This window comes from Pseudomonas sp. E1MeOHC2, from assembly GCF_058745025.1.
Map to the genome: position 1 here is coordinate 2814217 of NZ_CP196675.1, position 14976 is coordinate 2829192.

At 60.1% G+C, this 14976-nt stretch carries 10 protein-coding genes; 2 read left to right on the top strand and 8 right to left on the bottom strand.

The features are described 5' to 3' along the window. Positions 1-19: 19 nt before the first annotated feature. From ACSSU5_RS12530 to ACSSU5_RS12550, 5 genes are all read right to left on the bottom strand, one after another. Complete coding sequence (locus ACSSU5_RS12530; RefSeq protein WP_492561260.1) at positions 20-2455, bottom strand: TonB-dependent siderophore receptor; 2436 nt, start codon at positions 2453-2455, stop codon at positions 20-22. A gap of 121 nt (positions 2456-2576) precedes the next feature. Then, positions 2577-3533 (bottom strand): FecR domain-containing protein, encoded by a 957-nt coding sequence (locus tag ACSSU5_RS12535; protein ID WP_492561261.1) that lies wholly within the window; start codon positions 3531-3533, stop codon positions 2577-2579. Then, a complete protein-coding gene (locus ACSSU5_RS12540; protein WP_492561262.1) occupies positions 3530-4048 on the bottom strand; it encodes an RNA polymerase sigma factor in 519 nt (172 codons plus the stop codon). The genes ACSSU5_RS12535 and ACSSU5_RS12540 overlap by 4 nt, the downstream gene beginning before the upstream one ends. Before the next feature lie 158 nt (positions 4049-4206). Continuing rightward, positions 4207-4917: a 3'-5' exonuclease gene (locus tag ACSSU5_RS12545; RefSeq protein WP_264310612.1), complete on the bottom strand. Its 711-nt coding sequence runs from the start codon at positions 4915-4917 to the stop codon at positions 4207-4209. Beyond that, positions 4914-6851: a putative nucleotidyltransferase substrate binding domain-containing protein gene (locus tag ACSSU5_RS12550; RefSeq protein ID WP_492561263.1), complete on the bottom strand. Its 1938-nt coding sequence runs from the start codon at positions 6849-6851 to the stop codon at positions 4914-4916. The genes ACSSU5_RS12545 and ACSSU5_RS12550 overlap by 4 nt, the downstream gene beginning before the upstream one ends. Positions 6852-7030: 179 nt before the next feature. Between ACSSU5_RS12550 and ACSSU5_RS12555 the strand changes: the two genes are divergently transcribed. After that, positions 7031-7480 carry a response regulator gene (locus tag ACSSU5_RS12555; protein WP_264310610.1) on the top strand — a complete coding sequence of 150 codons (450 nt, stop codon included), beginning with the start codon at positions 7031-7033 and terminating at the stop codon, positions 7478-7480. A 130-nt stretch (positions 7481-7610) separates the two neighbouring features. Here ACSSU5_RS12555 and ACSSU5_RS12560 read toward each other — a convergent pair whose 3' ends face one another. After that, positions 7611-9788, bottom strand: a complete 2178-nt coding sequence (locus ACSSU5_RS12560; RefSeq protein WP_492561264.1) for a malate synthase G — start codon at positions 9786-9788, stop codon at positions 7611-7613. A 452-nt stretch (positions 9789-10240) separates the two neighbouring features. Between ACSSU5_RS12560 and ACSSU5_RS12565 the strand changes: the two genes are divergently transcribed. Beyond that, on the top strand, positions 10241-10759 hold the full coding sequence (locus ACSSU5_RS12565) for a glycine cleavage system transcriptional repressor (RefSeq protein ID WP_264310608.1): 519 nt from the start codon (positions 10241-10243) through the stop codon (positions 10757-10759). Between the two features lie 333 nt (positions 10760-11092). On the opposite strand, the gene rarD is transcribed toward ACSSU5_RS12565, so the two are convergent. Both rarD and ACSSU5_RS12575 read right to left on the bottom strand, forming a co-directional pair. After that, positions 11093-11980 carry an EamA family transporter RarD gene (gene rarD / locus ACSSU5_RS12570; protein ID WP_264310607.1) on the bottom strand — a complete coding sequence of 296 codons (888 nt, stop codon included), beginning with the start codon at positions 11978-11980 and terminating at the stop codon, positions 11093-11095. A 242-nt stretch (positions 11981-12222) separates the two neighbouring features. Next, positions 12223-14679 (bottom strand): hypothetical protein, encoded by a 2457-nt coding sequence (locus ACSSU5_RS12575; protein ID WP_492561265.1) that lies wholly within the window; start codon positions 14677-14679, stop codon positions 12223-12225. Positions 14680-14976: the final 297 nt, after the last annotated feature.

The following is a 14976-nucleotide window of genomic DNA, read 5'->3' on the forward strand; positions in this document are numbered from 1 at the left end:
ACGGCGGCACCCGCTTCACTCAGAACTTGTAATTGACGCTGGCCACCACGTTGCGTTCGTCGCCGTAGTAGCAGTAGTAACCGTCACAGGTCGACAGGTAGTCTTTGTTGAACAGGTTCTTGGCATCCACCGCTACGGTCACGCCCTTGAGGGTGCCGTTGAGACGCCCCAGGTCGTAGTGCACCGACGCATCGTAGACGGTGTACGAACCGACATGACCCCAATCGGTATTGGTGGTGTTGCCATAGGTGTCACCCACATAGCGCACGCCGACGCCCACACCGAAGCCATCGAGCGGGCCTTCATGCCAGGTGTAATCGGCCCATGCTGTCGCCTGGTTTCGCGGTACTTGTGCCATCCGCTTGCCTTTCTCGCCATCGTTGCCTTTGGTGATCTCGCTGTCGTTGTAGGTGTAGGAGCCAATCAATTTGAGATTCTGGGTCACATCCGAAGTGGCTTCCAGCTCCAGGCCTTTGACCCGGACCTCACCGACCTGGCGGGTTACGCTGGCTTCGGTCACCGACATATTTTCCTGGGTCAGGTCGAACACGGCCGCGCTGAGCAGGGTTCTGCTACCCGGCGGCTGGTACTTGATGCCCAACTCGTACTGCTTGCCTTCAGTGGGTTTGAACGCATCGGTGCTGTTCACCGAAGCGCCAGTCGCCGCCTGGAACGACTCGGCATACGAGAAGTACGGGGTAATGCCATTGTCGAATACATAGCTCAGCGCTGCGTTGCCACTGAATTGCTTATCACGCTGGGTGTTGGTCGCATCGCCCTGATTGTGGAAGGTGGTGCCGGTGTGGACCCAATCTTCGCGACCCCCCAGGGTCAGACGCCAATTGTCCAGGGCCATCTGGTCCTGGATGTACAGGCCGGTCTGCTGGGTTTTCTGATCGTAGTCGTACATGTCGAAGTACTGGACGTTCGAGAAATCCTGGCCGTAGATCGGGTTGTGGATGTTGCTTGACGGCACGCCGGCCGAGCCCCAGCGCCAGCGGGCATTGCTGTCCGAGCGCTGGTGATCGAGGCCCAACAGCACGGTGTGGGCGACCTTGCCGGTCTGGATGTCGGCCTGGAAGTTGTTGTCCACGGCGAACTGCGAGATGTCTTCCTCGACGATACCGGCGGTGCGCTGCACGGTGCCATCGGCGCTGACCGCTTCGTCCGGGCCCGCCGGCCAGATCGAGCCCCCGGCGGTAATGCCCTTGAAGTCCAGTTCGTTGCGCGCGTAGCGCAGGTTCTGGCGGAACTGCCAGGTTTCGTTCAGGCGGGTCTCGAACGCGTAGCCTAGGTGGTAGTAGGTGCGATCGTAGGATTCCCAGTCCGGGTCCCCGAGATTTTTATGGTGGGAGATCTTGCCTGCCGGGCTATCCAGCTTGGTGCCCTGCAGTGGCAGAAACTGGCCGGTGATACCGGTGTCGTCGCGGGTGTATTGGGAAATGAACGTCAGCTTAGTGTCGTCGTTAATGTTCCAGGTCAGGCTGGGGGCGATGTTGTAGCGTTTGTCCGGAATATGGTCGATCGGTGTGCCACTGTCACGTACGGTGCCGCTCACGCGGTACTGGAACAGCCCCGCGTCATCGACCTTGCCGGTGCTGTCGAAGTTGATCTGCCGATGGTTGTTGCTGCCTACCTGCGCTTCGACTTCGTGGCTGCTTTCAAGCTCCGGGCGGCGGCTGGTCATGTCCAGCAGGCCGCCTGGTGGGGTCTGGCCGTAGACGGATGACGCCGGACCACGCAGCACGGCGATTCGCTCCAGGTTCCACGGTTCGATCTTCGGCGAAGCGTAGTTGCCTTTGGGCAATGGCAGGCCATCGAGGAACTGGGTGGGAACAAAGCCACGCACCAACAGCCAGTCGCTGCGCGAGTCCGAGCCGTAACCGCTGCTCTGTACGCCAGCGGTGTAGCGCAGTGCGTCGTTGAGGTTGAGAACGGGGCGGTCTTCCATCTGCTGGCGGGTGATAACGGTCACCGAGCGTGGCAGCTCAGCAATGGCTGTATCGGTCTTGGTGCCTGCGGCAGTGCGGGTGGCGGTATAGCCTTCAACCGGGCCCCATGCGCTTTCGTACGAAGCATTGGCGTTGATTGCTGTTTCCGGCAGGGCCAGTGCACCTTCCTGTGCAGCTATCAGGCTGTAGCTGCCGACGCTGCTCTGCTGCAACTGCAAGCCGGTGCCGCGCAGGGCGGCCTGCAAGGCGCCGATGCCATCGTACTGGCCGTTGACCGGTGCCGAGGTGCGACCGCTGACCAGTGCCGGGTCGATGGCCAGGGCGATGCCCGACTGGCTGGCGATCTGGTTGAGGGTGCTGGCCAGGGGGGCGCTGGGCAAGTCGTAGGCGCGCGGGGCGGATTGCTCGGCGGCGAACAGGGCAGGGCTGGCCAACGGCGCCGCCAGGCCAATGGCGAGGGCCATCAGGCTGGGGCGCAGGATACGATCGACAGTACGGGACATGCAGCGGCTCCTCGACGGATAAGTGCTTACTGCTTCCTTGCCGAGCGAGATTTCAGAAGTGACAGGGGCTGTCAGAAAAAAAGTGAAAAGAATCGAGAGCCGGCGATAGGCCCAAAGAGATCTATCTAGCTTTGATGGTCACCCACCATGGGGTATGCCGCTCGATCTTCACCGGCAGTGCCGGCACCAGCGATTCCAAGGCCAGGTCGGTGTTGGTCAGCGGGAAGCTGCCGGTAACACGCAGGTCGGCCACGTCGTCGGCCACCCCGAGATGGCCGCTGCGGTAGTGGCCGAGGGCGGCCAGCAAATCTGCCAGGCGTACGTTGTCCACCACCAGCATGCCGCGGGTCCAGGCATCGACGCCAGCCGCGACCTGGCCAACCTGGCCGAGGCCGTTGGCATCCATGAGCACTTGCTGGCCTTCGTGCAGTACCTGTTCGTCGCCACTGTTCAGCGGCATGGCGGCGACAGAGGCCTGCAGTACTTCCAGGCGTGTGCCGTGTGCCTCACGGCGTACCAGGAAGCGCGTGCCAAGCGGGCGCAGACGGCCGTCGTCGGTGCGTATCAGCAAAGGGCGGGGGTCTTGGTGACCGGTTTCGACCGAGATTTCGCCTTGGTGCAGCACGATTATCCGTTGCTCGCCTTCATAGTCGATATCCACCGCGGTATGGGTGTTCAGGCTCAGCAGGGTGCCGTCTTCCAGGCGCAGGGTGCGCAACTCGCCGGTGGCGGTGCGCTGATCGGCCAGCCAGTATCCCGGTGACAGCGAAGGGGCGCCGACCCAGGCCAACAAGGAACCCAGCAGGAACATTCCGGCCAGGCCACCGCCCAGCTTGCCGATCCGCCGCCGCATCCCGGCCCGCGACTGCAGCAGCGCCTGGCGCGCGGGCCCGGCAGCGGCGCTCACGCGCTGGTCGAGGCTGCCCAATTGACGCCAGGCGCGGGCATGTTCTTCGCTGGCGGCGTGCCAGCGCATGAATTCGCTGCGCTCGTCGGCTGTGCTGCTGCCTTCATCGATGCTCAGTTTCCAGGCGATGGCTGCTTCCAGCACGCGGGACGATACCGGTGAGCTGTTCACGTCGGCTCCCCGTACAAGGCCACATAGCACTGGCGCATGCCCTGGGCGATGTACTGGCGTACCCGAGAGACCGAAACACCCAGCCGCTCGGCGATTTCGGCGTGGCCCATGCCGTCCAGGCGGTTGTACAGAAAGGCTGCACGGGCTTTGCTCGACAACTTGCTCAGCAAGCGGTCGATGGCCTTTAGGTCTTCGAGAATCAGGTGCTGGGTTTCCGGGGAGGGTTGTTCGGCTGCCGGCAGTTGGGCGAGTTCGGCCAGGTAGGCTTGTTCCAGCGCGGTGCGGCGGAAATGGTCGAACATCAGCCCTTTGGCCACGGCCGCCAGAAAGGCGCGGGGCTCGCGGGGGGTGTCCAGCCGATCGCGGCCGAGCAGGCGCACGAAGGTATCCTGGCTCAGGTCTTCGGCACGCTGACGGCAGGCCATGCTGCGTTGCAGCCAGGCGAGCAGCCAGCCGCGATGGTCGCGGTACAGTGCACCGACCAGCTCGGCGTGTGGGCTCTGTGCAGAAGACAAGCAGCGTCCCCCCGGAACGAATGCATTAACTAACGATAATTATTCGCGATTGTTGCAGAGGCGGGGGGCGGGGCGCAATGGACGCTTATCGGATTGCCACCAGGGAGATGTGTTGCCTGTGCCGGCCTCTTCGCGGGCAAGCGGGGCCATCATGAAAATCACAGGCCGTGATTGTGCAGCTTGCGCCGCCGCCAACCCCGCAACCGTTGCTCCAGCTGCAATGGGCTGTCCAGCTGCTGGCGGCGGGCCTGGCTGAACAGGATCAAGGCCAACTCAGCGGTGACCTGGGCATCGGCACTGGCATGGTGGCGCTCTTCCACTTGCAGGCCAAAACGCGCCACCCAGTCATCCAGCCCCGCCTCGCGCAGCACTGTGTCGGGGTTGAGCATCGGTGCCAGTTCGGCAACATCGAGAAACGGCAACTGCAGGCGATAGCCCAGGCTTTCTTTCAGGGCGCGCGCGAGCATGCGCTGATCGAAGGGGGCGTGGAACGCCAGCACCGGGCTGTCGCCAATGAAGTCGAGCAGGTCGATCAACGCCTCGACCGGGTCGCAGCCGGCCGCCAGGGCACTGGGCCCCAACCCGTGAATCAGCACGCTGGCGTTGGTCTTCTGGGTCGGGCGGTACAGGGTGCGTTCGAACTGCTGGGCAAAGTCGATGGCGCCGTCTTCGATGGCCACGGCGCCAATCGACAATACCTGGTCACGGTTAGGGTTAAGGCCGCTGGTTTCCAGGTCCAGCACCACCCAGCGTTGCTCGCGCAACGTGCACACCCCAAGCGGCGCGGGCTTGGGCAACTGCGCCAGGCGCTGGCGCGAGGCCTCGTCCAGGTCGGGCATGCTGGGGCGTAGCCAGGCGAACAGGCTCATAGCTGGTACCGCAGGGCCAGGCTGCTTTGCAGGCGCTGCGCCTGGCGCAGCGATTCACGCAGGATGCGCCGGTCCAGGTGGTTGAGGCTGTCTGGGTCGACGCGGTTGGAGTAGGGCAGGTTATCGCGGGTCTGGCGCTGGTGCTGCTGCATGCGGGTTTGCTGGATGAAGTGGTAAGCCTCTTCATACGCCGCACCGTCGAGTGGTTCGATGACGCCCTTGGTCACCAGCTGACGCAGGCGTTCGAGGGTGTTGCAGGCACCGATGCCATTGGCCAGGGCTAGCAAGCGCGCGCCATCGACGAAGGGCGTCAGGCCCTGCACCTTGAGGTCGAGGGTGGCGGCCTTGTCGTTGCCTTGGCGGGTCAGCACGAACTCGCGCAGGCGGCCAACCGGTGGGCGCTGGCGTAGCGCGTTGTCGGCCATCATGCGCTGGAAAATACGGTTATCGGCAACCTGATCCAGCAGGCTTTGGCGCAGTTGCTCACACCCTTGCTCGTCGCCCCAGACCACACGCAGGTCGAAATAGATGCTCGAACCCAGCAGGTTTTCAGGGCTGGCCTCGCGGACGAAGCCGGCAAAGCGCCGCGCCCATTCGCCGCGTGACAGGCACAACTCGGGGTTGCCGGCCATGACATTGCCTTTGCACAGGGTAAAGCCGCACTGAGCCAGGCACTGGTTGATGTATTGCGCCAGTGGCAGCAAGCGGGCCCGGACCGCATCGGCTTCGGCGCTGTCGCGGGCTTCGAACAGAATGCCGTTGTCCTGGTCGGTGTGCAGGGTCTGCTCGCGCCGCCCTTCGCTACCGAAGCACAACCAGCTGAAGGGCACGCCTGGGTCGCCACGCTCGGCCAGGGCCAGCTCGATCACCCGGCAGACCGTATGATCGTTAAGCAACGTGATGATCTGGGTGATCTGCGTCGACGAGGCGCCGTGAGCAAGCATGCGCTCGACCAGTTGGCTGATTTCACCCCGCAGGGAAACCAGGGTTTCCAGGCGTGGTGCATGACGAATGGTACGCGCCAGGTGCACCAGATCGACCCGTTGCAGGGAGAACAGGTCCCGTTCGGACACCACCCCACACAGGCGCTGGTTGTCTACCAGGCAAACATGGGCGATGTGCCGCTCGGTCATGGCCATGGCGGCGTCGAAGGCGCTGGCTTGCGGGCTGAGGTAGAACGGCTTGGCGGTCATGTGCCGCTCGATCGGCGCCCCCAGGTCGGCATCGGCGGCCGCCACCACCTGGCGCAGGTCGCGCAGGGTGAAGATGCCGATCGGGTAGCGCGTGGGGTCGACCACGACAATGCTGCCGACCTGTTGCTCGTGCATCAGCCGCACAGCATCACGCAGCGGCATGTCGGGGCTGCAGACCACCGGGTGACGCATGGCCAGTTCGCCCAGGGGGGTATTGAGCGAATACTGAGTGCCGAGGGTTTCCACGGCGCGTTGGCGCACCTGCTGATTGACCTGGTCGAGCAAGCTGCTGACCCCGCGCAGGGCGAAGTCGCGGAAGGCTTCCGACAGGGAGAACACGCGGATGAACGCGGCCTTGTTCAGCTGCAGGCAGAAGGTGTCCTCGCCGGCCAGGTGCTCGGTGCGCGTGGCGCGCTCGCCCAGCAGGGCGGCCAGGGGGAAACATTCGCCGCTGGTGATCTCGAAGGTGGTTTCCACACCGGGTTTGACCAGGTGCTGGCGCTCGCCGACGACTCGCCCCTGTTTGACGATGTAGAAGTGCTCGACCGGGCCATCGGCGGGTTTGACGATGCTTTCGCCGCTGGCATAGAAACGCAGCTGGCACTGCTCGACCAGATACGCCAGGTGGCCGTGCTCCATCTGGTTGAACGGTGGGAAGCGCTGCAGAAACTGCAACGTACCTTGTATGTTCTGCAGCACTGCCGTCCTGCCCGCCTGGCTGTAGGCGTCCTTTTTGCTCATGAAACTGACCGTATCGCTACGCCGAACTATATATATCTATATATAGATACCGGCCTTGTTGTTCTCGGTCCCCATGGTCGGCTGGCTGCGCTGTGGTGCCCATTGGACGTAAGTCTATGAATGGCGTGTGATCAATATCGCAAGGTGGGGCCTTACCGTGAGCAAGACTTTTTGACGAGATGACCATGGGTGAGCATGACGACCTCCTGAGTGACGCCGAACGCGAGGCACTGGCTGTGGTGAGTGCGCCTATTGCGCCCCGACCGGTGGTGTTGGTGGTCGATGACAATGCCGTGAACAGCAAGGCGCTGAGCTACTACCTGAAAAGCAGAGGCATCGATTGCATGACGGCCGACGGTGCTCTGGAAGCGCTGTGGAAACTGCACTGGGAGCCCAGAATTGCCCTGATGATTACTGATCTGCGCATGGAACCCAAGGATGGAATGGAGCTGATCCGGCAGATTCGAGAGTCGAGGTGGGCGGCGTTGTCGATCATAGTGGTGTCGGGCGACACCGATGTGAAAGAGGCCGTTGACGTGATGCACTTGGGGGTGGTGGATTTTTTGCTCAAACCTGTGGATTTGGAGAAACTGCTGGGGTTGGTGAAGAAAGAGTTAGGGCTCAAGTAGGGCGGCTGCTTGTGCCATAGCATTCGCGGGCAAGCCCGCTCCCACAGGTACCCCACTAAGCTCGAATGCAGTGGGGTACCTGTGGGAGCGGGCTTGCCCGCGAATGGGCCGCACAGCGGCCCCTTGCGTTTTACAGCCCGTTACGCGCCTTGAACTCGCGACGACGACGGTGCAGTACCGGTTCGGTATAACCGTTCGGCTGCTTGCCACCTTCGATCACCAGCTCCACAGCCGCCTGGAACGCGACGTTGTCGTCGAAGTTCGGCGCCATCGGGCGGTACAGGGCGTCGCTGGCGTTCTGCTGATCAACCACCACCGCCATGCGCTTCAGGCTTTCCAGCACCTGCGCCTCGCTGACGACGCCATGGCGCAGCCAGTTGGCCAGCAACTGGGCCGAGATGCGCAGGGTGGCGCGGTCTTCCATCAGGCCGACGTTGTTGATGTCTGGCACTTTCGAGCAACCCACGCCCTGATCGATCCAGCGCACCACGTAGCCAAGGATGCCCTGGGCGTTGTTGTCCAGCTCGTTGCGGATCTCTTCGTCCGACCAGTTGGTGTCGGCGGCCAGCGGAATGGCCAGGATGTCGTCGACCGAAGCCGGGGTGCGCGTAGCCAGCTCGCGTTGACGTGCCTGCACATCGACCTTGTGGTAGTGCAGGGCATGCAGGGTCGCGGCAGTCGGCGAAGGTACCCAGGCGGTGTTGGCGCCGGCCAGCGGGTGAGCGATCTTCTGCTCGAGCATGGCCGCCATCAGGTCGGGCATGGCCCACATGCCTTTGCCGATTTGCGCGCGGCCTTGCAGGCCAGTGGCCAGGCCCACGTCGACGTTGTTGTTTTCGTAAGCGCCGATCCACTTCTCGTTCTTCATGGCGCCTTTGCGCACCACAGCGCCGGCTTCCATGGAGGTGTGGATTTCGTCGCCGGTGCGGTCGAGGAAGCCGGTGTTGATGAACGCAACGCGCTCGGCGGCTGCCTTGATGCAGGACTTGAGGTTGACCGTGGTGCGGCGTTCCTCGTCCATGATGCCGACCTTGACGGTGTTGCGCGGCATGCCCAGCAGGTCTTCGACCTGGCTGAAAATTTCGGCGGCAAAGGCCACTTCTTCAGGGCCGTGCATCTTCGGCTTGACGATGTAGACGCTGCCGGTGCGGGTGTTTTTGCGGCTGGTGTTGCCGTTGAGGTTGTGCAGGGCGATCAGGTTGGTGAACAGCCCGTCCTGGATACCTTCCGGGATTTCGTTGCCCTGGGCATCGAGGACCGCCGGGTTGGTCATCAGGTGGCCCACGTTGCGCACGAACAACAGCGAACGACCGTGCAAGGTGACGCTGCCGCCGTTAGGCGCGGCGTACTCGCGGTCTGGGTTCATGGTACGGGTGAAGGTCTTGCCACCTTTGTTCACGCTTTCGGCCAGGTCGCCTTTCATCAGGCCCAGCCAATTGCGGTAGACGATGACCTTGTCATCGGCGTCTACGGCCGCGACCGAGTCTTCGCAGTCCATGATGGTGGTCAGTGCCGATTCCATCAGGATGTCTTTGACGCCGGCGGCATCGGTGCTACCCACCGGGGTGCTGGCATCGACCTGGATTTCGAAGTGCAGGCCGTTGTGCTTGAGCAGCACGGCGGTCGGCGCGGCGGCGTCGCCGACGAAGCCGATCAGTTGTGCGTCGTCACGCAGGCCGCTGTTGCTGCCGCCCTTGAGGGCGACGACCAGCTTGCCGTCCTGGATGCTGTAGGCGGTGGAATCGACATGCGAGCCGGCAGCCAGTGGCGCGGCTTCGTCGAGGAAGGCACGGGCAAAGGCAATAACCTTGTCGCCACGCGCTTTGTTGTAGCCCTGGCCTTTTTCGGCGCCGCCTTCATCGCTGATGACATCGGTGCCATACAGCGCGTCGTACAGCGAACCCCAGCGGGCGTTGGCAGCGTTCAGGGCGAAGCGGGCGTTCATCACCGGCACGACCAACTGCGGGCCGGCCATGCGGGCGATTTCTTCGTCCACGTTCTGCGTGGTGGCCTGGAAATCGTCGGCTTGTGGCAGCAGATAGCCGATTTCCTGGAGGAAGCTTTTGTAGGCTACGGCGTCATGGGCCTGGCCTTTGCGTGCCTGGTGCCAGGCGTCGATCTTGGCTTGCAGCTCGTCGCGCTTGGCGAGCAGGGCTTTGTTCTTTGGAGCGAGGTCATTGATGATCTTCTCTGCACCTGCCCAGAACTGCTCGGCGACGATGCCGGTCCCGGGGATGGCTTCGTTGTTCACGAAGTCGTACAGGACCTTGGCGACCTGAAGGCCACCGACTTGAACGTATCCAGTCATTGCTTGCCTCACTCTGCTCAGCTATTTCGCTCATCGTATTAAGCCTGTAGCGCTTCTCTAAACACGGCACCAGTGCGTGCCCTGGGTGAATGAACCCAAGGGCGGCTGGGTGCGGCCTGCCAGACAGGCTGGCGGGCAGTGTGCGTATTTTCACAGGCGCCTTGGCAGACATCCAAACGACGTTTTGTAGTCCGCGCCACGGGATACTACATGAAGCAGTAGGCGGGGCAAAATCAGACTAAAAGCGTCGTTGTGCGACCCGTTGGTCGCGTATGGTCACGCTGGGAGTGGGTATGTTCGCAAAAAACAGGTGGATTGTTCCAGATAAATCTTGAAACAGTACACGATTCGTTATGTCGATTGCCCTGCGGCAGGTTGCCGCGCCTTGCCTATACTGAGTCGATCCCCCGGTTTATTGCCGCCCAGCGCGGTTCGACACAGAGGAAGGGCTTGTGGATCATCTTGTACTCACTGTGATTGCCCCTGACAAGGCCGGCCAGGTCGAGCGCATTGCCCAGTGCATCGCCGACCACAGCGGTAACTGGCTGGAGAGCCGCATGTCACGCATGGCCGGGCAGTTCGCCGGCATCTTGCGGGTGGCTGTGCCGGCGGAAAACTACGCGGAACTGGTCGCGTCGCTGCAGGGCTTGGCGCGGTATGACATTCGTGTGTTGATTGCCGAGAGTGGCATCGAGCCTTCGTGCACCTGGAAGCCGATCGCCATGGAGCTGGTGGGCAATGACCGGCCAGGGATCGTGCGTGATATCACCAGGCTGCTGGCCGAACTTGGGGTTAACCTGGAGCGTTTTACTACCGAAGTGCGGCCTGCACCGATGAGCAGCGAGCCGCTGTTCCATGCCAATGCGTTGCTGGCGCTGCCGTTGACGTTGTCGCTTGAAGAATTGCGGCAGCGGCTGGAGAGCTTGGCGGATGATTTGATGGTGGAGTTGGAGTTGCGGGCGGAGGAGTGATCCTAGATTGCTGGGGCCGCTGTGCGGCCCTTTCGCGACGCAAGGCCGCTCCCACAGGAAAACCGTGATCCCTTGTGGGAGCGGCCTTGTGTCGCGAAAGGGGCGCGCAGCGGCCCCGGGGTTATCCCCTGTTTCACAGGGACGGCCCTGTGGATAACCTGGGGGCGTACCTCTCCAGCCCAGGCGCATCAAGGCTTCCCCAGGTTTGATCAAAAAACATCCAATAATCAGCAGCTTGTGCACAAAGCACGGGGACGAGGGTGTGGATAACCTCTGGAGATGTCTCTGCAGGCCACGAAAGGCGTGCCCTGCAGAGATTTGATCATTATTTGATCAGCGCCGCTTGCGCAAATTCAGCCAGGCATCGACGCTATAGATCGCCAAACCCGCCCAAATGAACATGAACGCCACCAGCGTGCTCGACGACAAATGCTCGTCAAACAGCAACACCGCCTGCAGCAACACCAGGGTCGGCGCCAGGTACTGCAAGAAGCCCAGCGTGGTGTACGGCAGATGGCGCGCGGCGGCGTTGAAACACACCAGCGGCACCAGGGTCACCGGCCCTGCCGCCATCAACCACAGCGCTTCGCTGCTGGTATAGAACGCGCCCTGCGCGCTCATCGCGGCGGGGTGCAGTAACAGCCAGCCAAGGGCCAGTGGCACCAACATCCAGGTTTCCACCACCAGACCCGGCAGCGCCGCCACCGGTGCCTGTTTGCGGATCAACCCATAGAAGCCGAAGCTCAGCGCCAGTACCAGCGAGACCCACGGCAGGCTGCCCACCTGCCACACCTGCTGGGCCACCCCCACCGTTGCCATGGCCACCGCCAGCCATTGCAGGCGGCGCAGGCGCTCGCCGAGGATGAGCATGCCCAGCAAAACGTTGATCAACGGGTTGATGTAGTAGCCCAGGCTGGCTTCGAGCATGCGGCCATTGTTTACCGACCATACGTACGTCAGCCAGTTACCGGCGATCAGCGCCCCGCTCAATGCCAGGATAGCCAGCCTGCGCGGGTTGTCGCGCAGTTCGCGCCACCAGCCGGGGTGCTTCCATACCAGTAGCAGGAGCGATCCGAACAGGGCCGACCAGAGTACCCGGTGGACGATGATCTCCACCGCTGGCACGCTCTGGATCGCTTTGAAGTACAGGGGGAACAGGCCCCAGATGATGTAGGCACTGAGGCCCAGGATGTACCCGCGTTGCGGGTTTGCGGCGTGCATGCAGAATCCTTGCTTAGGTAGCTAAATGAAGCGCCGAGCTATTTCAGCACAGGTTGGTGCGTTGTGCTGACTTGTTCGGGTATTTCCTGCGCGCTTGCGGAGTGTGCTCTCGTGCGGCCGATGCTGCTGAGGTAAAGGAAGGCGGCCCAACTGCGTAGCCAGAAAATGCGATAACCAGGGCTGGGCCCTGGTTATCGGTGTGGACGGCACTGCAAAATCGGGCCGTCAATACGCTCAACCGGTCATTTCTGGTTTAGGCGCAACCTGCGTGCCTTGTCACTGGCTTCTACAGATTCGTAAAGCGACACGAACTGTTCAGCGTCGATAAAGGGAATGGGCACAATCATACTGGCGTATTGAACCAGCATTTGCGATTCGTCTATCGCGACGATGACAATGCAGTCCTCGTCAGGTTTAGACGCATGGGGCGTGTAGACACCGCCTGCGATGGTGCCGTTACCGACGCGCACATACCACGAAGTATCGTCGGCTGGCACTTGCTCTTCTGGCTTGTTCCTGGGCTTTCTCCAGAATTCAAGCTTTACGCCGGCGCCGGCCGTGATGGGCTTCAACCAATAAGCCGCTTCGGTTTCAACAGGCAGGAGTATGTGGACGGTTTTGCTGGAAGCTCCGTTGCTGATCACGACTTGATCAAGGCGCATGACCTCATCAACTGCGGGCATGCCTTCTTCAAACTCTGGAACTTCTGCGGGGGCATAGTACCGTTTAGAGGCTTGTGCCAGAGGGTCGGGCGTCGGGTTATCTTCAATGCGGCCTAGCCCTTTGACTTGCCAGTTGACTGCTTGGCCATTCATCTCACCGCCTATGATATCGCCATAGGCTTTTAAGTTAACTGTCATGACCGTGGGGTAAGCGTTGACGGTGGTCCGGAGCGTACTCACCAAGACATGCGAAGTGTGCTCCGCGGTTTTAGCGGTGACAATGACTTTAATGTGGCTCCCGTTGAACTTGTCTCCCGTGGGAGCGGTGTAAACTCCGGACTGTGGGGTAATGGAACCTTTGGAGTCGTCGTCACCGGGGTAATCAGGAACGTGACTCACGCTCCAGGTAACGCCTGGGGTGGCAGGTTCCGTTTTGAACGTTGTGCTCGAACCGGCCAGCACGCTGATCTCACCGTTGGTGCTCGGTGTTATGGTGAACTTGCTACGGTCAGGAGCAAGTTGGCCCACCGTGATCACATCATTTGGCCAATGGGCGGAATCAAGACTAATTTGCGAGTTGCGGAACAGTAAGGAGGACAGGATGAAGGTATCAATTTCTGAACTTATGCTCCCCAAAGACTCGTTCATGCCAAGTAAGAAATCTTTAAACAGTTCGTTTGTTCGCGCTTCAATGTAATCTCGGATGTGCTGATTTTCTGGGCGCAGGCTTGCCTCTAATTCATCGCTTACATGCCAGGCAATGGTTTCGTGTCCTCCCGTCCTTTTGAGTTCTATTTGTTGCTTGTCTCCCGATGCCTTCACGGAAAACTCATAATCGTGACGGATATCCCAATTGCAATAATACCGGCCTTTTGAATAGCCAGGGTCACCCACTGCCCACCACGCAACATGCGCATATACATCATAACCGCCAATCCAGGAAATTCGCAGTCGTCCATCGCGAAACTCAGCTTTCAGTTTTTTTGTAGCATCTCCTTTTGGAGGGGCGGTGTAGGTAAATGCATCACAATAGAATTGAATGCCTACATCATTTGATGGTCTGCCTGTATCGATTGACGGTACAGGGAATGATCCGTTGGCGGCATATTCGAGATTTACTGTGCCACTGACGTCCGTCCTTTCCCAGTCAAGCAGATTAAGATATGAAGGGCTCGATTTAAGTTGAGGAATAATTAGATTTTCCATCACGTAAACAGAGTTGACCATCACGCTTGAACTATGGCCGTCAGGTATGAGATAAGGTAGCTTGCCGTTTTCATCAGGCGGCACAGCGTCGGCGCTATCGAATCCTTCTATTTCTACAAATAATACGACTGCCCCGTCACCAAAGCTCTCTTCATTTCTAAGCGTTGATCCGGGACCTCCGTGGGTACGAATTGCAAATTTTTCTGGCTTTATGGCTGAGTTTTCTAAATTGGAAAGCTTACCCAATGTATATTGAACTTTTCTAGGTCTCAGTGATGCGAAGTAAATGCCGAAGTGCTCGCCCAGTTTACCTTTTTCAAATTCCGTCACGCCACCGTGGAATGTATAGTTTTTGCTGAGGGCAATATTGAAGTAGACCTCGCCTTCCTCAGATATCTGCGCGTTACTTCCTTTTAATTCAACATCAAACACAAGCGCTGGACCATTGATAGGGGTCGCCTCTGCCAACTTCGTCACCCGTCTGCGTGTGCTGCCGGATGCTTGGCTCAACTGAATTTGCTTTCCCCTGACCGTTCGCATCAACAGTTTTGCTCTAGAATCGCTGAGGTCTGCGTTTTCAAAGGATAGCCTGGGTTCATCCAGGCAAAAATCCAGTAGCTTGTGATAGGAGATGCCTGATTCGAGATCAATTTCGCTAGTCAGAGGGGGGATGAATTCTCCCTCCGTATAATGTTCAATGAACTCCTGTTTCAATACATGGTTTGCGGTGGTTCTATCAAACGCCACGATCACCGGGTAGTTAAAGTTTTTTCGTGCCTTACCCAGCTCTTCCAGGAGGTCTTCAAGCGACTGTTTTGTCGAGTTACTCATGAGCGTCTCATCTCCGGGCATATGTTTAGATTTACACTACGCTTGCGATCGAATGTGTCGCATGCCTACTATTTAAGGGTTTTGAGCACGCGCTAACTGTTTGCGAATGCAAAAAAGAGGGAAACTCAGGGCGACAGACGCCGACACCCGCGCGCGCTCGGTGCCGGGGTAAGTTGTGTTTTCATGACTAAAACTCCCACGCTGACTTGGGAGTTTTTTACACCCAGCCCTCGCCCTTGCCTACTGGCAAAAATACTAGGTCGAGCCGGTGAGAAAGTTCTGTTATTCCAGGCTGAA